Genomic DNA, 19664 nt, shown 5'->3' with positions numbered 1-19664 from the left:
CTTTTGCGAAGGAGATCAGGTCATGCAGCTTGAAGGTTCCTGCCATTGCGGCGCGGTTACGTTCAGTCTTGAGAGTGCTCATCCCTACCCCTATCAGCGGTGTTATTGCTCGATTTGTCGCAAGACTCAAGGGGGTGGCGGGTATGCGATCAATCTTGGCGGGGATGCCAAGAGCCTGAGGGTGCGGGGGCGTAAGTTGATTTCGGTTTATCACGCGCGAATGAAAGGGCCGGGGGATGGTCGGGCGCATGCGAGTACGGCTGAGCGGCATTTCTGTTCGCAGTGTGGGTCGGGGTTGTGGTTGTTCAGTCCGGAGTGGCCGGAGTTGATTCATCCGTTTGCTTCGGCGATTGATACGCCGTTGCCGGTGCCGCCGGAGCATACGCATTTGATGTTGGGGTCGAAGGCGCCTTGGGTTGAGGTGAGTGTTCGGCCGGGGGATCTGGAGTTTGAGGAGTATCCGGAGGAGTCGATTGCCCAGTGGCATGGGCGGTTGGGGCTCGGCTGATGGGTGTATATCCGTTATTTAGGTAACGGCCGCTATTGGTTCCGCCCTTACGGCGGCTCACTTTTGAAGAGCGCAAAAGTAAGCAAAACGCTCTTGCCCCACCACTCGGCACCTCGCTTAGGCTCGGTGTTGCCCTCACTCCGGCTTTGGACCGTGGGCCGCCTAAGATCAAGATCAAGATCAAAAGCAAGAGCACAGCGGCCTACAGGCCGGCTTGAGTGTTGAAGAGCAAAAGCAACAGCCAAATCAAAAGCGGGCACAGTCAAATGTGGGAGCTGGCTTGCCTGCGATAGCATCAACTGGGTGTACCTGATGCACCGAGGTGTCTGCATCGCAGGCAAGCCAGCTCCCACAGAAAAGCAGCTCTGTTTTCGCTCTGGCTTTTGATCTGGCTTTTAACACTCAAGCCGGCCGGGAGGCCGCTGTGCTCTGCTTTTGATCTGCTTTTGATTTTGATCTGCGGGCCCCGTTAACCACGATGGCCGCAAGTAGGCACGGTGGAGCGGGTAAATCGGCAGGGATGCCGATTTAGCCGCGCCGGGCCATGGATGGCCCGTCGCGGCGGCCCGCGGAATCGGGCCGGAGTGCGGGCATGCCGAGCCTAGGCGAGGCACCGAGTGGTGGGGCAAAGACCTTTTGGTTACTTTTGGGGCGTTTGCCAAAAGTGACCCGCTGTAAGAGCGGAACCATAGGTCGCCGTTACCTAAATAACGGATATGTACACCGAATCAAACAGCCGCCAAAGAAGGCTCCAACTGCCGCTGAGCCAACCAAATCTCCTCCTGCAACCACTGCGCAAACACCTGCAACTGCGGCGTATCCGTCTGCTCCGGCCGGGTCACCAACCAATACGACTGATGCCCCTCCACATGCACATTCAACACCTGCGTCAACTGCCCACTGGCCAACTCCGAAGCCACCATATGCCAATCCGCAATGGTAATCCCCAACCCATCAATCGCCGCCCGAATCGCCAAATCCAGCAGGTCAAACTCATACCCACCCTCGATATCAACCCCACTGATCCGCGCCGCATCCAGCCAGTGCTTCCAGGTCAAATACCGCTGATCCTCCCGCGCCAGCACATGCAGCAACGTCATGCGATTCAGGTCTATCCCGTCACTCCACTCCCGGGCATACAACGACGGCGCGCACACCGCAATGTGCCGCTCCTGAATCAACAACGAGCTGTCCAACCCATCCCATTCCCCATCGCCAAACCGGATCGCACAATCAAGGGTGCTGGTCTCCGCCAGGCTGTCCTGCAACCGCGTGGTAATGCTCAGCTCCAACTCCGGATGCTGCTCGCGAAGGCGCCCCAACCGCGGCATCAACCAACGATTGGTAAACGTCGGCGGCGCGTTGATGTGCAAGCGATTGGCATGGGACTTCTGCTGGATACTGCGCACCGTCAGCTCGATCTTGTCGAACGATTGGTGCAATGCCCGTAGCAACACGCGCCCGGCACTGGTCAATTCCAGGTGGTGGTGGCGACGCTCCAGCAGGGCCTCGCCCAACTGTTCTTCAAGCTGGCGCACCTGGCGACTGACCGCACTCTGCGTCACGTTCAACAGCTCGGCAGCCCGGGTAAAACTGCCGGTGCTGCCGGCGACTTCGAAAGCTTTAAGGGCGTTGAGACCGGGCATTTTGCGTTTCATGGACGACACTCGGGAGCACAGGGGAAATAACCCGCACAACATACCTTTTTGTATCGGGTCAGCGGTAGCGCCCTGGGTGGACGGCGCATTAATCGCCCCAGGCACCGAATGTGTCGTTTATCGATGTATCCCGTCGCTCACGCATAAATAGCATGCGAATAACGCATGCACACTAAGACAATTAAGCATTGGTCGCCGCCCAACCATAAACGCTAGTCTGCCGATGGACTTCTTATAACTTCGCCTCTCTCTTTCGCGATTAACTTGTCGAGTCGTGGCCATGTCCAGCGCATCCGTTTCATCCCGGCGAAGTATGGGTTTACTGGCCCTTGTCTTTACCGCCTGCAACGCCACCACCCACGGTTTCAGTGTGTTTCTGTATTCGGCGCTGTTGCCGCAGATTCGCCTGGGGTTTGAGCTCAGTTACAGCCAGGCCGCATTGATCGCCGCGCTGTTGCAGTTGTTCTACATGGGCGCCTCGATTGCCAGCGGCCTGGCGGCGGCGTGGATCAGCCCGCGCAATATGGTGCGCCTGACCATCGTCCTCAGCCCCGCCCTGCTGGCCCTGGCCGTGGCCACGCCGTGGGTGTTGCCGTTTGCGCTGTGCCTGGCGCTGGTGTCGGCCTGCGCTGTATCGAACTGGAACGCGATTTCAGCCCTGGCCCAGGAGGTGATCCCGGCCACTCACCGCAGCCGGGTATTGGGGCTGGCGTCGTCGGGGTCGGCCTTTGCACTGTGCTTGAACGGGCTTTTGATCGCGCTGTTGCAAGGGTTGTCCCTGCGGCAGTTCTGGCTGATCTGCGCCGGGTTGACACTGGTTGTCACGCTGCTGACCTTATGGACATTGGCCCCGCTCAAGGAACCGGCGCCACGGGAAGTCAAGGCGCCTGCGCTGAGTCAGGTGCTGCGCCAGTGGCTGAAGCTGTGTGTGGCGCAACCTGTGGCGATGCAGATCGTGGTGCTCAGCGCGTTTATCGGCGCCATCAGCGGGCCGTTCCTGAACTTCCTTTCGGCGTTTGTCAGCGAGCAGTTGCAGGCCAGCGCCTCGGTCACCGGGTCGATGTGGACGCTGATCGGCATCGGCGGCGTCATCGGTGGCTTGCTGCTGGGTACGCTGGCAGACCGTTGGGGTGCGTTGCGGGTGATGGCCCTGAGTATCGGCGCGTTTGGCCTCGGCATGCTCGGCTTGCTCGGGCATCCCAGCCTGTTACTGAGCTGGCTGGCGGCCGGGCTGTTCGCGCTGTTTTATTTCCCGTGCTGGGGCCTGATGGCCGCTTACGTCGGCGCCCGCCTCAGCCCGGTGCAGAGCCTGCAGGTGGTGAGCCTGAGCATGGTCAGCTACGGCCTGGCGAGCGCCACCGGCAATGCGCTGTGCGGCTGGTTGCTGCAAGTCACCGGCGAGTTTGCGGTGGTGCACGGCTGGATCGTGGCCTGGGTGCTGGCCAGCCTGTTATTGCTGAAGCGCATGGCCCATCGACAAACGGCCGAGGCGCTGGCCGCCCAGATGCCCTGAGTGGCCCAATTGCCGGCGCAGAATCTCCACCAGTGCATCCACTTCCGGCACCTGGCAACCGGCTGAGCGCCAGAACATCAGGCGTGCCGGCGCAATCGGCGGGAAACCCTGGCGCTCGTCCAGGATCTGCCAGTCAGGCGGCACCAGGCGACGCGCCATCACGCCGACCGACAGCCCCTGCTCGATCGCAATCGCAATGCCCCGCGGACTCTGGCTGGTGTAGACCACCTGCCACGAGCGTCCGGACTGGGCCAGCGCCTGCACCGCATTCGCACGAAACGCACAGCCCTCGGCATACACCGCCAGCGGCACCGACTGACGCCCCACGCAGCTCCAGCTGGGCGCCGCCACCCACACCAGCGGCTCGTCACACAGGTATTCGCCGGCTTGCAAACCGGAGTGTTCCACCCCCAGCACCAGGTCCAGCTCACCCCGTTGCAGGCGCCCCACCAGGGCCGTGGACATCTCGCAGCACACGTCGGGCCGCACCTGGGCGAACTGCGTCTGGAAGTCCTTGAGCATCCCGCCCAGGCAATACTCGGCGTAGTCCTCGGGCATGCCGAGGTGGATGCACACCTGTTCATTGGGCAATTGCGCGGCGCTGACGGCCTCGCTGTGCAGCTTGAGGATCTGCCGGGCGTAGATCAGAAAGGTTTCGCCACTGGGGGTCAGGCCCACCGAGCGGCTGGTACGGCGGATCAGCGGCGTGCCGACGATGTCTTCCAGGCGCTGCAGGCTCTGGCTGACGGTGGATTGAGTCTTGTGCAGGCGCTCGGCGGCGGCCGAGAAACCCTGGCATTCAATAATTGCCACAAACACTTTAAGCAGGGTGCCATCCAGTTCGCCCGACATAACTATCGCCCTCCCCGATGGATTCGATCACAACTTGTAATTTCCACTTTGCACCTCGTTCAGCAACTATCGGGTCAGCCAAAAAACACCAACTGATAGTTCCGGGAGTCTTGCATGAGCCTTCAACTTGCTGACGCTGAAGTGGGCGATATCAGCGACATTATTAATACCGAGCTGTATCCCATACATGATTCGGGCCATGTTCAATTACAGGCCCTGGTCGAACACGCCCGGGCCGAACTGGCGGAAGACGGTTGCTGCCTGCTGAAGAACTTCCTGCGCCCCGCCGCGCTGGAACAGGCACGCCTGGAAGGCCTGGCGCTGTCGGGCAAGACGTTCTATTCGGTGCGCAAGGTCAATGCCTACTTCACCGAAGATGACGCTTCCCTGCCCCAGGATGATCCGCGCCGCACGTTCATGGAGCGCACCAGCGGTTTTGTGACCCGCGACATGATTGCCCCGGACGCCATCATCCACCGGCTGTACGTATCGCCGATGATGAAACGCTTTATCGGCGCCTGCCTCGATGAGCCGGAAATCTACGAATACGCCGACCCGTTCGCCGGGCTGGTGATCAACGTGATGCCCGACGGTACCGAGCAGCCCTGGCACTTCGACACCAACGAATTCATCGTCAGCATGATGACCCAGAAGCCCGAGGCCGGTGGGCTGTTCGAATACGCGCCGATGATTCGTTCCCGCACCCAGGAGAACCTCGGCGCAGTGGGCAAGGTGGTACGCGGCGAAGACCGTTCGCGGGTAAAGGAACTGGAGCTCAACCCCGGTGACTTGCAGATTTTCAAGGGGCGTTTTTCGGTGCACCGGGTCACCCGTGTCGAAGGCGCCACCGAGCGCAACACAGCGATCTTCGCCTACTCCGAAAAGCCCGGAATCATCGGCCGCGCCCAGCGCACCAAGCAGCTTTACGGACGCCTGTCCGAAGCCCATTTGCAAGCCGAACGCAACCTGGTCCGCAGCGACCAGTTGCTCGACTGATTCACCCTCTCAAAAAACTAAAAAACCGTCTTTGCCCTGCGAGGAACACCCCATGAGTCTGTCCGGCCCCAACCGCCACCCCGCCGATTGCGAACCTACCTATGACGAGATCCAGCAGATCCAACTGGACCGCCTGCAACGGGTACGCAACGAACTGAAAAAGCGCGACTACGCCGCCTGCGTGCTGTTCGACCCCACCCACATGCGCTACGCCACCGGCTCGCGCAACATGCAGGTGTACTCGGCCCGCAACCCGGCCCGCTATGCGTTTATCCCGGCCGAAGGTCCGGTGGTGGTGTTCGAGTTCGGCGGTTGCCTGCACCTGGCCGAAACCCTCAACACCGTCGATGAAGTGCGCCCGGCCAAGGCCATCTCCTATTACTTCTGCGAAAGTTTCCTGGGCAATGTCACCGCCGACTGGGCCGCCGAAATCGACGAACTGGTGCGTCAATGCGGCGGCGGCAAACGCATCGCCATTGAAAGCGCGACCTCGGCCGCGGCCTTCGAATTGCAAAAACTCGGCTATCAGATTTTCGATGCCCAGGAACCCCTGGAACGTGCGCGCTGCATCAAGGTGCCGAACGAACTCAAGATGATCCGCGCCAGCCTGCGCGCCACCGAAGCCGGGGTGCAGCTGATGGAAAGCAAGCTCACCCCCGGCATCAGCGAGAACGAACTGTGGTCGCACCTGCACCAGCACGTGATCGCCACCGACGGCGATTACGTCGAGACCCGCCTGCTGTCCTCCGGCCCGCGCACCAACCCGTGGTTCCAGGAATGCAGCACCCGGCCCATCGAGGCCGGCGACCTGGTAGCGCTGGACACTGACGTGGTCGGGCGCTTCGGCTACTACGCCGATTTTTCACGGACCTTCCTCTGCGGTGAACAGGCCGCCACCGCCAAGCAGCAGGAGCTGTACAAGCTGGCCTACGAACAGGTGCAGACCAATATGGAAATGCTCAAGGCCGGGCGCAGTTTCAAGGAGTACGCGGAACTGGCCTGGAAGATTCCCGAGCATTACAAAAACAACCGTTACTTCGCCCTGGTGCACGGGGTGGGCATGACCGGTGAATACCCCTACGTGGTGCACCGCGAAGACATTGATGCCCTCGGCTACGACGGCGTGTTCGAAGCCGGCATGACCATCTGCGTGGAAAGCTACATCGGCCACGACGACGGCGGCGAAGGGGTCAAGCTGGAAGAGCAGATCTACATCCACGAACACGGCATCGAGTTGCTCTCCGACTACCCGTTCGACCCGCGCCTGTTGCGCTACTGATCGTTCCCACGCTCTGCGTGGGCATGCATCCCGTGACGCTCTGCGTCACCGTTTCGCAGAGGGGACGCGGAACGTCCGGGGCAGCATTCCCACGCAGAGCGCGGGAACGATCGGTCGGTGGGGAGCGACATGTAACATGCGTTTATAGAACGTTCCAATGCAGAATTTGTCGTTTGTCGATCTTTGCGCAAATGACAAAACTGCGGGCATCTCTAATAAAAACAACATGAGAGCTGCCCTATGTCCCGTCCCATTGCCACCCTCCCGACTTCGTTGCGCCTTGTTCTTCTGCCGGCTTCACAGCGGTCACGGTCGCGCCTGCCCGGCGTTCGCCACTGACCCTTGCGGTTCAACAAAAAAACGCACATTCGCAAGTACCGGAGAGGCTTATGAAAGAGTTGACTACCCTGGACGGCGCCGCGCCGCATCCAGCCGTAAATGATCTGTGTGCCCACGTGCAAAGCGGCGAAATCAACCGCCGCCAATTCCTGCGCACGGCCGCGCTGCTGGGCATCACCGTGGCCAGCGCCAGCACCTTTCTCGGCTCCGCACTGCTGGGCAATGACGCCCAGGCCGCCGAGCCGCGCCAGGGCGGCAGCCTGCGGTTTGCCTGCGCTATCCAGGAAATCCAGGACCCGATGCTGATCACCTGGATCGAAGCCTCGAACCTGCTGCGCAACTCGGTGGAATACCTGACCTGGGTCGATGCTGACAACATCACCCACCCGTATCTCGCCGAGAGTTGGAGCCCGTCGGAAGACCTCACCACCTGGACCTTCAACCTGCGCCAGAACGTGAAGTGGAGCAACGGCGACACCTTCAACGTCGACGACGTGCAGCACAATATCGAACGCTGGATTGCCGCAGACTCCAAGTCGGTGAACCGCACCGCGTTCCAGGACATCAAGGCCTTCGAGAAAGTCAGCGACTTCCAGTTCCGCCTGGTGCTCAAGCGGCCGATCCTGGCGATCCCGGAGATGCTCAACGCTTTCACCTGCGCCATCGTGCACCGCAGCTTCAAGGCCGGTGATGACTGGGCGAAAAACCCGTTGGGCACCGGACCGTTCAAGCTGGTGTCGTTCGCGGTGAACAAGCAGGCGACCTTCGCCAAGCGCGCCGATTACTGGGGCAAACCGGCCAACCTCGACGAGCTGCGCTACGTCGACATGGGCACCGACGTGTCCACTCACCTCGCCGCCCTGCAAGCCGGGCAAGTGGACGTGCTGTACCGCGTGACCGTGGCCGAGCTGGACCTGGCCAAGCGTTTGCCCGGTGCCCAGTTGCTCACCTGCAAATCCGCGCAAACCGTGGTGATGCGCATGGCCTGCGACCAGAAGCCCTTCACCGACCTGCGCATTCGCAAGGCCGTGGTGCTGTGCGCCGACAACGCGCAGATGCTGAAGATCGCTTATCGCGGCATGGGCACCCTTGGCGAAGACCATCATGTGGCGCCCTCCCACCCCGAATATTTCCCGTTGCCCAAGCGCAACCGCGACGTGGCGGCGGCGAAAAAGCTGCTGGCCGAGGCCGGCTTCCCGAACGGCATCGACATCGACCTGATCGTCGGCAACACCCAGGGCCGTTATGAGCAGGACTGTGCGCAGATCCTGCAACAGAACTGCCTGGAAGCCGGGATCCGCATCAACCTCAAAGTGATCCCCGCTGCGCAGTACTGGCCGATCTGGGACAAGGCCGCTTTCAGCCTGACCTACTGGGCCCATCGTCCGCTCGGGGTAATGTCCCTGGAGCTGGCCTACCGCGGCGGCGGCGCCTGGAACGAAAGCCATTACAGCGACCCGGCGTTCGATGCCGCGCTGGACAAGGCCATGGGCATCATCGACCCGAAACAGCGCGCCGTGGCGATGGAAGAAGTCGAACGCATCCTGCAGGACGCCTGCGTGATCGTGCAGCCGTTCTGGGGCGACAAGTTCACCGCCGTGAGCAAAAAGGTCCAGGGCTTCCAGGTGCACCCTTCCGACTTCTACCCGATGGACCGTGTGTGGATGAGCGCTTGATTCAGGCGCCTCCTGCTTCCTGCCCGCATTCGGGCAGGCATCCCTTGAACAGTCGGAGCATGCACCCATGGCTCATTTTCTGATGCGCAAGTTATTGGCGCTGGTGGCGACCCTGCTGTCGGTGTCATTGATCGTGTTCCTGGCCCTGGAACTGAACATCGAAGACGTGGCGATCAACGTCCTCGGCCCCTATTCCGCCGCCGACCAGCGCGCGGCGTGGCTGGTGGAACATGGCTACAACCAACCCTTTGTGTGGCGCTACCTGGTGTGGCTCAAGGACTTTGTCAGCGGCGACTGGGGCACCTCGGTGTACTTTCGCGAATCGGTGATCAAGCTGCTGCTGCCGAACCTCGCGCAAACCCTGATCCTGGCCGGCCTGGCCTTGTTGGTGATGGTGCCGGTGGCGCTGACCCTGGGCGTGCTCGCCGGGATTCGCCAGGGCTCGGTACTGGATCGCCTGGTGTCGTTTCTGTCGATTGTTACCACCTCGATTCCCGACTTTGCCAGCGCGGTGTTCGTCTCGGCGATCTTTGTGTTCTGGCTCAACTGGCTGCCCGGCGTCAGCAGCATGAGCGAGGGTTTCAGCTCGGTGGAACTGGTGCTGCCGTTGATGGTGCTGTGCCTGTTCGGCATCGGCTACCTGGCACGCATCACCCGCGCCTCGATGGTGGAAGTGATGCAGGCGCCGTACATCCGCACTGCACGGCTCAAGGGTGCGTCGACCTCACGCATCGTGCTGCGTCATGCCTTGCGCAATGTGCTGATCGCGCCGGTCACGGTGATCATGCTGTACATCCCGTGGCTGCTGTCCAACGTGATCGTGGTGGAGGTGTTCTTCGCCTACAAGGGCTTCGGCTCGCTGCTGTACACCGCCTCGCTGAACCATGACGTGTACCTGATCGAAGCCTGCGCGATGGTCAGTGCCGTGGTGGTGGGCATCACCAAGATCTTCTCGGACCTGGCCTACACCTGGCTCAACCCGCGCATCACCCTGCGCAGCCTCGGCGGAGGTGCCCAATGAATGTCCTGCACTCCTTCAAACATCCCTTGGCGCTGCTCGGCCTGCTGCTGGTGGGCGGCTGGGTGCTGATCGCGCTGTTTGCGCCGTGGATCGCGCCCCATGACCCGCTGGAAAGCTTCACGCCCTTACTCACCCCAATGACCGCAGGCGACAACGGCCAGAGCTTCTTGCTGGGCACCGACATGATTGGCCGCGACATTCTTTCGCGGCTGATCTGGGGCACCCGCACCGTGCTGTTCTGGTCGATCCTCGCCACCCTCACCGCGTTTGCCGTCGGCATCGCCATGGGCCTGTGCGCCGGTTACTTCAACGGCTGGGTCGACAGCGTGCTGTCGTATGTGGCGGACACGGTGCTGTCGTTCCCGGTGCTGGTGTTGTACATCGTGATCATCATCGCCCTCGGCGCTTCGGCGCTGAATATCCTGATTGCGGTGACCTTCACCAGCGCGCCGGCGATCTTCCGGATCATGCGCGCCCTGACCATCGACATCCGCTCCCGCGACTACGTGCTCAGCGCCATCACCCAGGGCGAAGGCTCGCTGCGGATCATGCTGGTGGAAATCCTGCCCAACTGCGGCGGGCCGCTGATTGTCGATTTCTGCCTGCGCATCGGCTATACCGCGATCATGATCGGCGCCCTGGGCTTCCTCGGCCTCGGCCTGCCACCACCGACACCGGACTGGGGCGGCATGATCAACGACGGCCGCGCCATGGCCATCGCCTTCCCGCACCTGGTGATCTTCCCGTGCATCGCCATCTCCACCCTGATGCTGGGCCTGAGCCTGCTGGCGGACGGCCTGGATGAACACGCCCAGAAAGGCGCAAGGAGTTGAGCATGAACCCCACACAAGTGCTGCGGGTGCAGAACCTGTCCATCGAACTGCCCGTCGGCGCCGACCGTAGCCACGCGGTGCAGGGCATCAGCCTGGAAGTGCGCAAGGGTGAAATCCTTTGCGTGATCGGTGAGTCCGGCTCGGGCAAGTCCGTGCTGTCGGCGGCGATCATGGGCGACTACGCCAAGGGGTTGCGGCATACCGAAGGCGTGATCGACTTTCTCGGCGATGACATTTGCACCCTCGATGAGGAGCGTTTGCGCCAGTTGCGGGGCAACCGCATTGCGATGATTTTCCAGGAGCCCATGGCGGCGCTGAACCCGGCGATTCGCATCGGCAAGCAAGTGGAAGAGATCTTCGATATCCATGCGCCGCAGATGCCCGCCGCCGAACGTCGCGAGCGCATGCTGGCGTTGCTGGAATCGACGCAACTGCCGGACCCGCCACGGATTGCCAACAGCTTTCCCCACCAACTGTCTGGCGGCCAATGCCAGCGGGTGGTGATTGCCATGGCCCTGGCAATGAACCCGGACTTGCTGATCGCCGACGAGCCCACCACGGCGCTGGACGTGACCACCCAGGCGCAAGTGCTGAAGCTGGTGCGCGAGCTGCGCGGTCGCGGGCAACACGGCATTCTGTTTATCACCCATGACTTCGGCGTGGTGGCGCAGATTGCCGACCGTATCGCGGTGATGGAAGGCGGCCGGCTGGTGGAAATCGGCGAGCGCGACCAGGTGCTGAACGCTCCGGCCCACGCCTACACCCGCAAGCTGATTGCGGCGGTGCCGGCGCTGCATCCAGAGCTGCACACACCGAGTGCCGACGGCGACCTGGCGTTGCGCATCGAGAACCTGACCAAGACCTACACCGTCGGCGGCAGCTCGGTGGCGGCCTTGCGCAATGTCTCGCTGCAACTGCCCCGGGGCAAGACGCTGGCGATTGTCGGCGAGTCGGGTTCGGGGAAAAGTACATTGGTGAAAGCGGCGATCCGCCTGGTGGACAGCGACAGTGGCCATGTGTGGGTCGGCGACACTGACTTCCTGGCCTTGCGCGGCTCGGCGCTGGCGGCCAATCGGCGGCGGATCCAGATGATTTTCCAGGACCCGTACGGCTCCCTCAATCCTCGCCATCGGGTGGGTGACATCATCGCCCGTGCGGCGCAACTGCGTGGGTTGTCGGCCAAGGATGCGTGGGCCGAAGCCGGTGATCTGCTGGAACAAGTGGGTCTCAAACGCGATGCCCTCAAGCGCAAGCCCCGGCAGTTCTCCGGCGGCCAGCGCCAACGCATCGGTATCGCCCGCGCCCTGGCGATGCGCCCGGAAGTGTTGATCGCCGATGAGAGCGTGTCGGCCCTGGATGTCTCGGTGCAGAAACAGGTGCTGGAGCTGTTGGCTGAACTGCAACAGCGCCTGAACCTGAGCATCCTGTTCATCACCCACGACCTGCGGGTGGCGGCACAGATCAGCGACTACATCGCGGTGATGCGCCAGGGCGAAGTCGTGGAATACGGCACTGCCGAGCAAGTGTTGCTGCGGCCACAAAACACCTACACCCAGACCTTGCTGGCGGCCGCCCCCGGCGCCTCGGAGCTACCCGCCGCCGGCCCGCCGCTGCGGCTGATTCGCCCGCAAGCCCACTGAGCCAACCCTTTACCCCGCGTCGCAGCGTTCGCTGCGGCAAGGGGCTGCTGTTGCCAAAAAATAACCAATAACGAGAGCAAAACCATGCGACCAACCCTTCGTTACATCGCCCTGGTCCCTGTGCTCGGCGCCCTTGCGGCACCGGCCATGGCCGTGCAAGTCACCGACAACCTGGACCTCGGCGGCGCCATACGCGCCCGTTGGGACTACGACCCGGATCGCGGCATCCAGAAGTTCGGCCTGGATACCGCGTTCCTCAGCGCCAAGTACAACTCCGACACCTGGATCGGCGAAGCGCAGTACCGTTTCTACGGGCGCTCCTACCCGTACCAGTACACCAAGAACTACGGCGATATCCAGTTCGCCAAGTTCGCCTGGGTGGGCTACAAGTTCAACCCCGACCAGCAGGTGCAAGTGGGGCTGAATACGGTGCCGTTTGGTTTGCAGCCGTACTTCGGCAGCACCTTCTACGAGACCCTGGGCAACGTCATCGGCCTGGAAGATGTGCAACAGGTGGGCGCCAAGTACATCCAGCAAAGCGGTGACTGGAACATCCAGGCCGGTTACTACCTGCGCCCGGCGTGGCAAGGCAAAGGCACGAGCAAGGGCGTGACCTATTCCAGCGTGATCTCCGAAGCCGACAGCTACGTGGGCGACGGCAGCAACAACCAGGAACGCAACACCGTGGTGGTGCGGGTGGCCAAGGCCATGGACCTGGGGGGCTGGAAATCGGAAGTGGGGCTTTCCGGCCTGACCTCCACCCTGGAGAACAAGGACACCAACGACGATGGCCGGCGCAACGCGGTCGCCATCCACTACCTGGGCAAGAACGGGCCATGGGGCGTGCAATTGCAGGCGGCACGGCAGCAGATGTCGCCACGCAACCCCGGCACCGACAGTGTGGTGACGTTGGGCGGGTACGACGGCACCTTCAACGTGGCCAGCCGGGGCAACTTGTATGTGGCGGACTTGAGCTATGACGTGGGGGGCAAGTACCTGTTTGACCAGATCAGCGGCGTGAAGCTGTATGCCAACTACAGTGCGTTTGATAAGTCCGAGGATCAGTTCAAGACGTCGCAGCGGGTGATTCTGGGGACGTCGTTTTCGGTCAGCAAATTGTGGGTGGCGACGGAGTGGTTGATCGGCAAGAACGACCCGTATATTGGCGGGAGCAGCTATACCGAGAGCCTGGGGGCTGGGGGGAGTAACCAGTGGGAGAATCAGTTGTATATGAACATTGGGTATTACTTCTGACTTAAGATCTCCAGCGTTTTAACGGGCCTCATCGCAGGCAAGCCAGCTCCCACATTTGATCGGCGCCGCGGTCAAAATGTGGGAGCTGGCTTGCCTGCGATAGCGTCAGTACTGACACCATAAAAATAATAAGTGTGGAATCCATTTCATGCGCCAACTGCCCTCCCTCAACATGCTCCGGGTCTTCGAAGAAGTCGCCCGTCACCGCAGCTTCAGCCAGGCCGCCGTGGGCCTCAACGTCACCCAGGGCGCCGTCAGCCGCCAGATCAAACAACTGGAAGACTACCTCGGCGTCGCCCTCTTCATCCGCACGCCCCAGGGCCTGTCCCTGACCGAAGCCGGCTTCGCCCTCTCGCCGCACCTGAGCGACGCCTTCGACCATATCGAACGCGCCCTGCACGCCGTGCGCGTGCCCAACCTGCGCCAGCGCCTGCGCATCGTCGCCCCGCCGACCTGGGCCACCCGCTGGTTGTCCGCTCACCTGCGCCGGTTTTGCGAGCGTTACCCGGACATCAACCTCAGCGTCACCCACCAGAACAGCCACGCAAGCCTGGCGGAAATCGACTGCCAGATCCGCTTCGGCCTGGAACCGGCCACGCATTGCAGCAGTGAACTGTTGGTGATGGAACGTCACATCGCCGTCGCCAGCCCGGAGTTGTTCAGCGACGGCCAGCCACCTGACCTGCGGCGCTTTCCCCTGCTGCACATCCTGCACGACGGCAAGCGCTTGAAGGTTTGGGAGAACTGGCTGGCGGCCATGGGCCGGGAGGATATTGATGCGGACCAGGGCCTGGAATTCAGCACCCTGGACCAGGTGATCCACACCGCACTGGCCGGCGGTGGGTTGGCGGTGATCGACCGGCAGATGATTGAGCGCGAACTGGCGAATGGCAGCCTGCTGCCGATCACCCCGGTGGAGGTGATCGGCCCTTATGGCTATTGGCTGGATGTGGCGAGTGACAAGCAGGGTTTATCCAAGGTGCGCTTGTTTACGCAGTGGTTGAACCGGGTGAGCAATTCTTGACACCGGTGCTTCGGCCTTGCACGCCTGGCTCAAGGTCAGCGCCTTGGTTTCCGGCGCCCAGGCCCAGGAAATGATCGCCCCCAGCACCAGGATGGCGGCGAGGATGCCCATGGTCGGGCTCAGGCCGATCCCGGCCACACTCACCGGCAACAGGAAGGTACTCACCGCCGAACCCAGGCGGCTGACGGCCGTGGCGAGGCCAATCCCGCTGGCCCGCACTTCAGTCGGGAAACTCTCCGCCGGGAACACGCCCACCAGGTTGCTCACGGCCGACAGCACGAGAGTGAACACGCCGAACGTCAGCACCATCAACCACGCCATGCTCCCCGGCAATACCGCCAGCAGGAACAGCGCTGCCGCCAGGATGATGAACGCGTTGATCAGGAACCCGCGCCGGGAGAACTTCACGGTGCACCAGATGCCGATCAAGGCGCCGATGATCAGCAGCAGATTGAGCAGCAACTCGGTGCCAAAGCCTTCGGCGAGGCCCATCTTCTGCAGGATCGATGGCAGGAAGGTGTAGATGGCGAAGTACGGCATCACGATGCACACGAAGAACAGGCAGTTGAACGCGGTGCGCTTGCGGTATTCGCGGCTGAACAGCACGCCGTAGCCGGAGCGGGTTTGCCTCGACGGTTCTTCATCGAGCACCACGTGTTCGCCGAGGTGTTTTTTGACGATGGCCCGGGCCTCGGCAATCCGGCCTTGATTGACCAGCCAGCGCGGTGATTCGGGGGTGCCGATGCGCGCAAGCAGGATCAGCCCGGCAGGAATCGCCGACGAGGCCAGCATCCAGCGCCAAGCGTCATCGCCCAGGCTGAGCATGGCGGTGCCGACAAAGGTCGCGGCCACGTAGCCAACGGTCCAGACCACGCTGAAGGAGCCGAGCAGCACGCCACGGTGTTTCTTGGGCGAGAACTCGGCGAGCATCGCGTGACCGACGCTGAAATCGCCGCCCAGGCCGATGCCGATCAACACGCGGCAAAGGAACAGGCCCATGGCGGTTTCGGCATAGAACTGCATCACCGAGGCCACGGTGATCAGGACGAAGCTGACCAGGAAGATTTTCTGCCGGCCGAGGGTGTCGGAGATCCAGCCAAAGAACAGGCTGCCCATAAACAGCCCGATCAGGGCCGAGGCGCCGATCAAGCCTTGCCAGAAGGCGTCCAGTTGCATCTGTGGGCTGAGCAAGGTGAAGGCGATGCCAATCAGGCCGAGGATATAGCCGTCGGTGAAGTGGGCGCCGAAGGTCAGGCCGGCGATTTTAAGGTGGAAGCGACCGATAGGCAGGTCGTCGATCTTGATGGATGGGGTGGACATGGTGTTCTCCATATTGTTGTTCTTGACGGAGTAACAGCGGGCAAGCCGATGGTGATGTGGGGGCTTTTTTGTGGGAGCGGGCTTGCCTGCGATGGCGGTGGGTCAGTTGCATCATGGGGGGCCGGCAGACCGCTATCGCAGGCAAGCCAGCTCCCACATTGGATCGGTGTTGTTTGGATGAATGGGGTCAGAGGCCGCCCATCAACAGGTATTTGATCTCCAGGTAATCCTCCAGGCCGTACCTGGAACCTTCACGCCCCAGGCCCGATTCCTTGATCCCGCCAAACGGCGCGACTTCGGTGGAGATGATCCCTTCGTTGATCCCGACCATGCCCGCTTCCAGGCCTTCGGCCATGCGCCATACGCGGCCGATGTCGCGGCTGTAGAAGTAGGCCGACAAGCCAAACGGCGTGTCATTGGCCCGTTGCAGCACTTCGGCTTCATCTGTAAAGCGGAAGCAGGCCGCCACCGGGCCGAAGGTTTCTTCCTGGGCGATCAACATCTCGCCGTGGGCTTCGGTAAGGATGGTCGGTTCGAAGAATGTCCCACCCAACGCATGCCGACGACCGCCGCACAGCAGCTTGGCGCCTTTCTCCAAAGCATCGCCAACGTGGGCTTCGACCTTGGCCAGGGCCGCGGCGTTGATCAGCGGGCCTTGTTCGGTTTCGCCCTCCAGGGCGCTGCCGACACGCATCGCAGACACCGCTTCGGCCAGTTTGCGGGTGAACGCATCGTACACACCGTCCTGGATGAAGAAGCGGTTGACGCAGACGCAGGTCTGGCCGGTGTTGCGGAATTTGGAAGCCATGGCGCCTTTGACGGCGGCGTCCAGGTCGGCATCGTCAAACACGATAAACGGCGCGTTGCCGCCCAATTCCAGGGAGACCTTTTTCAGGGTGTCGGCCGCCTGGCGCATCAGCAGCTTGCCAGTGCGGGTGGAGCCGGTGAATGACAGCTTGCGCACCACGCTTGAGGCTTGCAGCGCGCCGCCGATGGCCACGGCATCGCCGGACACGATGTTGAACACACCGGCCGGAATCCCAGCCTGCTCCGCCAACACCGCCAGGGCGAAGGCCGACAACGGGGTTTCTTCCGACGGTTTGAGAATCATCGTGCACCCCGCCGCCAGCGCCGGGCCGACCTTGCGGGTGACCATGGCCAGGGGGAAGTTCCACGGGGTGATCGCCGCGACCACGCCAATCGCTTCCTTGGTTACGATGATCCGCGCATCGGCCTTGTGGCTCGGGATCACGTCGCCATAGGCGCGCTTGGCTTCTTCGGCGAACCACTCCAGGAAGCTCGCGGCGTAGACCACTTCGCCCATGGCTTCGGCCAGCGGCTTGCCCTGTTCGAGGCTGAGCAGGTGCGCCAGGTCTTTCTGGTTGCTCAGCATCAAGTCGCTCCAGCGCTTGAGGCGCTGGCTGCGTTCCTTGGCGGTGAGCTTGCGCCAGGCCGGCAACGCACGGTTGGCGGCGGCGATGGCCAGGTTGGTTTCCTCGGCCCCGGCGCGTTGCACCTCAGCGATTTGCGCGCCATTGGCCGGGTTGAGCACCGGGTAAACCGGCCCACCGCTGGACCATTGGCCATCGATGAAATTGCCTGTGCGAATCAGCGGGTTCATGCCACGGCCTCTATCAGGTTAAAACGGTCCAGGCCCGGACGGGCGCTGCGCAGGATGCGTTTGCCGGCGGTGTAGTCGTTGATCACATCGCATGGCGTGTAGTTGCGTTCCAGCTCGTGCAGTTCTTCCGCATCCAGTTGGGTGTCCAAAGCGGCGAGCGCGCTATCAAATTGTGCGGTGGTGTCGGCGCCCACCAGCATCACGTCCACACCCGGGTGGTTGGCTACCCACGCCTGGGCGATCTGCGCGTTGGACACGCCACGGGCACGGGCCACACGCTGCACCGAGTGGGCGATGTCAAACGACGCCTGGTCGCTGTACATCTGCTGGGTGAAGAAGTCGGTCTGGTTGCGGGTCGACTGCACTTCGCCGGTGAGCAAGCCACGGGCCAGCGGGCTGAACACCGAGACGCCCAGGCCCTGGTCGCGGCAGAACGGGATCATCTCGCGTTCTTCTTCGCGGTAGGCGCAGTTCAGTTGCAGTTGCATGTTGATCGGCTTGACCCAGCCATTGCGCTCGCAGGCCATGAGGATTTTCGCCAGTTGCCCGGTGAGCATGGTGGACACGCCGATGTAGCGGGCCTTGCCGGAACGCACGATGTCGTTGAGGGCGCCCATGGTTTCTTCCACCGGGGTGTTCACGTCGAAGTAATGCAGCATGAACACGTCGACGTAATCCATCCCGAGGCGGCTCAGGGAGGCGTCGATGCTGTCCATGATGTGCTTGCGCGAATGGCCGCTGGCGTTGATGCCGCTGCGGGTGCCGTAGCCGACCTTGGTGGTGACCACGATGTCTTCACGGCGGGCAACGCGCTTGAGGATGCGCCCTACTACTTCTTCGCCGACGCCTGCGGAATAGAAGTCCGCCAGGTCGATGAAGTTGACGCCGTTGTCCAGGGCGTGGGCGACGATGGGTTCGCTTTGCTTCTCATCGAAGATCCACGGTTTCCAGTCCGGGGTGCCCATGTTCATGGTGCCCAGGCACAGGCGCGAGACTTGCAGGCCGGAGTTGCCCAAACGAATGTATTGCATGGGGATGTCCTCAGGCTTTTGGCGTGTAGAAAGGGTTGCTGATGTGGTTGACCACGTCCGCCAATTGCGCGGTGTGGGGCAAGCCTGTGAGGGCGGCGCGGATCGCGGTGCGACAGGCGTTGTAGTTGTTCAGGTAGACCGCATCCAGGTCGTCGCAGGCCGGGTTGACCCAGTTGGCGGTGACGATGGCCCACTCGTCCTCGGCTTCCGGCGGCAGGGTGCCGTCGAGCAAGGCTTCGAGCACCGCCTTGGCGATCCCGGCCTGGGACGCGCCCCAGGTGGCATTGCCGTGCAAGTCGCTGCCGATGGCGGCCTTGTTGACGTAGAGGGTCATGGGTTTGACCGGGATGTTCGGCTGGGCAATCACCATGAACGGGCAATGGCCCTGGCTTGGCGACGCCAGGCTGGTGGCAAACGCCTGGCCGGCCGGGCCGTTGCGTGGGCCGATCAGGATGTTGATGTGGGCAGCATTGACGCCTGGGCCTTCGAAGCCTTCGCCGATGTACAGATCAAGTGTTTTCATTTCGCAAACGCTCTTTATTGTTATGGGGAGCTGGTTGGCGAATTTTTAGCACTGGCCCGGGTGGCGGCCGTAACCATTAAAAGTCATGGGGGTGTGAGTTTTGGTCATGGCCCTGCGACCACCGGGCCCGTCTTGCGCGTTGACCATCGTTGTTACACCCCATATAGTGTGCCCACAAACACAGACAACCACTACATAGTGTGCAAGAACGCTGAATACCGACCACACTATGCGCAGTATTTCAATGCCTTGAAGCCTGCAAAACGCACATTTTTGAACGCGGTCACGCCGTCAAACGGACCAGGAAGGAGCAATTCAATGCTGAGTTGGGATGAAGCAGATCAACCAGACACCGGTGACGTAGTCATCCGAGGCGCCAACGCCGGCCACGCCACCGAAGCCAACATGGACCGCCTCGACGGCGCCGGCGCTGCCGCCGCCCTTGAAGCCCGCAATGTGACCGCCAGCGACTCCGCCGCGATCATCCGCGCCAAGGCTGCCCTCGACAAACTCGACGTCGCCGAAGGCCTCGCCGAGCTCGAAGGCTCCGCCGCCCGCGTCGCCGTTGACGAAAAA

At 62.1% G+C, this 19664-nt stretch carries 16 protein-coding genes and 1 pseudogene; 11 read left to right on the top strand and 6 right to left on the bottom strand.

Annotation, left to right across the window (positions count from 1 at the left end; all coding sequences use genetic code 11):
- Window positions 1-22: 22 nt before the first annotated feature.
- Window positions 23-508, top strand: a complete 486-nt coding sequence (locus tag LIY45_RS24190) for a GFA family protein (protein ID WP_226477835.1) — start codon at window positions 23-25, stop codon at window positions 506-508.
- Window positions 509-1236: 728 nt separating this feature from the next.
- Here LIY45_RS24190 and LIY45_RS24185 read toward each other — a convergent pair.
- Complete coding sequence (locus tag LIY45_RS24185) at window positions 1237-2166, bottom strand: LysR substrate-binding domain-containing protein (RefSeq protein ID WP_032899060.1); 930 nt, start codon at window positions 2164-2166, stop codon at window positions 1237-1239.
- 313 nt (window positions 2167-2479) lie between these two features.
- Between LIY45_RS24185 and LIY45_RS24180 the strand changes: the two genes are divergently transcribed.
- Window positions 2480-3679: an MFS transporter gene (locus tag LIY45_RS24180; RefSeq protein ID WP_226477834.1), complete on the top strand. Its 1200-nt coding sequence runs from the start codon at window positions 2480-2482 to the stop codon at window positions 3677-3679.
- On the opposite strand, the gene LIY45_RS24175 is transcribed toward LIY45_RS24180, so the two are convergent.
- Window positions 3617-4531, bottom strand: a complete 915-nt coding sequence (locus LIY45_RS24175) for a LysR family transcriptional regulator (RefSeq protein ID WP_226477833.1) — start codon at window positions 4529-4531, stop codon at window positions 3617-3619. The two genes, LIY45_RS24180 and LIY45_RS24175, sit on opposite strands and share 63 nt — an antisense overlap.
- Before the next feature lie 114 nt (window positions 4532-4645).
- On the opposite strand from LIY45_RS24175, the gene LIY45_RS24170 reads away from it, so the two are divergent.
- The 8 genes from LIY45_RS24170 to LIY45_RS24135 all read left to right on the top strand — a co-directional run bounded on the left by LIY45_RS24170 (window position 4646) and on the right by LIY45_RS24135 (window position 14593).
- Window positions 4646-5527: a hypothetical protein gene (locus LIY45_RS24170; protein ID WP_226477832.1), complete on the top strand. Its 882-nt coding sequence runs from the start codon at window positions 4646-4648 to the stop codon at window positions 5525-5527.
- A gap of 52 nt (window positions 5528-5579) precedes the next feature.
- Window positions 5580-6806, top strand: a complete 1227-nt coding sequence (locus LIY45_RS24165; RefSeq protein ID WP_226477831.1) for a Xaa-Pro peptidase family protein — start codon at window positions 5580-5582, stop codon at window positions 6804-6806.
- A 389-nt stretch (window positions 6807-7195) separates the two neighbouring features.
- On the top strand, window positions 7196-8821 hold the full coding sequence (locus LIY45_RS24160) for an ABC transporter substrate-binding protein (RefSeq protein WP_226477830.1): 1626 nt from the start codon (window positions 7196-7198) through the stop codon (window positions 8819-8821).
- A gap of 67 nt (window positions 8822-8888) precedes the next feature.
- Window positions 8889-9842, top strand: coding sequence for an ABC transporter permease (locus LIY45_RS24155; protein ID WP_226477829.1), 954 nt, complete (start codon window positions 8889-8891; stop codon window positions 9840-9842).
- Window positions 9839-10675 carry an ABC transporter permease gene (locus LIY45_RS24150; RefSeq protein ID WP_226477828.1) on the top strand — a complete coding sequence of 279 codons (837 nt, stop codon included), beginning with the start codon at window positions 9839-9841 and terminating at the stop codon, window positions 10673-10675. The genes LIY45_RS24155 and LIY45_RS24150 overlap by 4 nt, the downstream gene beginning before the upstream one ends.
- A 2-nt stretch (window positions 10676-10677) precedes the next feature.
- The gene (locus LIY45_RS24145; RefSeq protein ID WP_226477827.1) at window positions 10678-12315 is read left to right on the top strand and encodes an ABC transporter ATP-binding protein; all 1638 of its coding nucleotides are present in this window, start codon (window positions 10678-10680) and stop codon (window positions 12313-12315) included.
- Window positions 12316-12399: 84 nt separating this feature from the next.
- Window positions 12400-13569, top strand: coding sequence for a hypothetical protein (locus LIY45_RS24140; protein ID WP_093209411.1), 1170 nt, complete (start codon window positions 12400-12402; stop codon window positions 13567-13569).
- Window positions 13570-13717: 148 nt separating this feature from the next.
- Window positions 13718-14593: a LysR substrate-binding domain-containing protein gene (locus LIY45_RS24135; protein WP_226477826.1), complete on the top strand. Its 876-nt coding sequence runs from the start codon at window positions 13718-13720 to the stop codon at window positions 14591-14593.
- Here LIY45_RS24135 and LIY45_RS24130 read toward each other — a convergent pair.
- From LIY45_RS24130 to fae, 4 genes are all read right to left on the bottom strand, one after another.
- A complete protein-coding gene (locus tag LIY45_RS24130; RefSeq protein ID WP_226477825.1) occupies window positions 14540-15913 on the bottom strand; it encodes an MFS transporter in 1374 nt (457 codons plus the stop codon). The two genes, LIY45_RS24135 and LIY45_RS24130, sit on opposite strands and share 54 nt — an antisense overlap.
- 187 nt (window positions 15914-16100) lie before the next feature.
- A complete protein-coding gene (locus tag LIY45_RS24125; RefSeq protein ID WP_226477824.1) occupies window positions 16101-17534 on the bottom strand; it encodes an NAD-dependent succinate-semialdehyde dehydrogenase in 1434 nt (477 codons plus the stop codon).
- Complete coding sequence (locus tag LIY45_RS24120) at window positions 17531-18565, bottom strand: aldo/keto reductase (RefSeq protein WP_093209405.1); 1035 nt, start codon at window positions 18563-18565, stop codon at window positions 17531-17533. Before LIY45_RS24120 ends, LIY45_RS24125 begins: the two co-directional genes overlap by 4 nt.
- Window positions 18566-18575: 10 nt before the next feature.
- The gene (gene fae, locus LIY45_RS24115; RefSeq protein ID WP_226477823.1) at window positions 18576-19088 is read right to left on the bottom strand and encodes a formaldehyde-activating enzyme; all 513 of its coding nucleotides are present in this window, start codon (window positions 19086-19088) and stop codon (window positions 18576-18578) included.
- Window positions 19089-19406: 318 nt separating this feature from the next.
- Between fae and LIY45_RS24110 the strand changes: the two are divergent.
- Window positions 19407-19664: pseudogene (locus tag LIY45_RS24110) on the top strand (ribonucleotide-diphosphate reductase subunit beta); the annotation flags it as partial.

Origin of the sequence: Pseudomonas sp. MWU16-30323 (genome assembly GCF_020515595.1) — a bacterium.
Taxonomy (GTDB): domain Bacteria; phylum Pseudomonadota; class Gammaproteobacteria; order Pseudomonadales; family Pseudomonadaceae; genus Aquipseudomonas; species Aquipseudomonas yamanorum.
This window is presented reverse-complemented; position numbering and strand designations above follow the sequence as displayed.

Excerpts from the sequence above, each read along its gene's own strand:
- LIY45_RS24125 (WP_226477824.1), bottom strand. The coding sequence starts at position 17,534 with ATGAACCCGCTGATTCGCACAGGCAATTTCATCGATGGCCAATGGTCC.
- LIY45_RS24155 (WP_226477829.1), top strand. The coding sequence starts at position 8,889 with ATGGCTCATTTTCTGATGCGCAAGTTATTGGCGCTGGTGGCGACCCTG.
- LIY45_RS24185 (WP_032899060.1), bottom strand. The coding sequence starts at position 2,166 with ATGAAACGCAAAATGCCCGGTCTCAACGCCCTTAAAGCTTTCGAAGTC.
- LIY45_RS24135 (WP_226477826.1), top strand. The coding sequence starts at position 13,718 with ATGCGCCAACTGCCCTCCCTCAACATGCTCCGGGTCTTCGAAGAAGTC.
- LIY45_RS24130 (WP_226477825.1), bottom strand. The coding sequence starts at position 15,913 with ATGTCCACCCCATCCATCAAGATCGACGACCTGCCTATCGGTCGCTTC.
- LIY45_RS24140 (WP_093209411.1), top strand. The coding sequence starts at position 12,400 with ATGCGACCAACCCTTCGTTACATCGCCCTGGTCCCTGTGCTCGGCGCC.
- LIY45_RS24170 (WP_226477832.1), top strand. The coding sequence starts at position 4,646 with ATGAGCCTTCAACTTGCTGACGCTGAAGTGGGCGATATCAGCGACATT.
- LIY45_RS24180 (WP_226477834.1), top strand. The coding sequence starts at position 2,480 with ATGGGTTTACTGGCCCTTGTCTTTACCGCCTGCAACGCCACCACCCAC.
- LIY45_RS24165 (WP_226477831.1), top strand. The coding sequence starts at position 5,580 with ATGAGTCTGTCCGGCCCCAACCGCCACCCCGCCGATTGCGAACCTACC.
- LIY45_RS24120 (WP_093209405.1), bottom strand. The coding sequence starts at position 18,565 with ATGCAATACATTCGTTTGGGCAACTCCGGCCTGCAAGTCTCGCGCCTG.
- LIY45_RS24145 (WP_226477827.1), top strand. The coding sequence starts at position 10,678 with ATGAACCCCACACAAGTGCTGCGGGTGCAGAACCTGTCCATCGAACTG.
- LIY45_RS24175 (WP_226477833.1), bottom strand. The coding sequence starts at position 4,531 with ATGTCGGGCGAACTGGATGGCACCCTGCTTAAAGTGTTTGTGGCAATT.
- LIY45_RS24150 (WP_226477828.1), top strand. The coding sequence starts at position 9,839 with ATGAATGTCCTGCACTCCTTCAAACATCCCTTGGCGCTGCTCGGCCTG.
- fae (WP_226477823.1), bottom strand. The coding sequence starts at position 19,088 with ATGAAAACACTTGATCTGTACATCGGCGAAGGCTTCGAAGGCCCAGGC.
- LIY45_RS24160 (WP_226477830.1), top strand. The coding sequence starts at position 7,196 with ATGAAAGAGTTGACTACCCTGGACGGCGCCGCGCCGCATCCAGCCGTA.
- LIY45_RS24190 (WP_226477835.1), top strand. The coding sequence starts at position 23 with ATGCAGCTTGAAGGTTCCTGCCATTGCGGCGCGGTTACGTTCAGTCTT.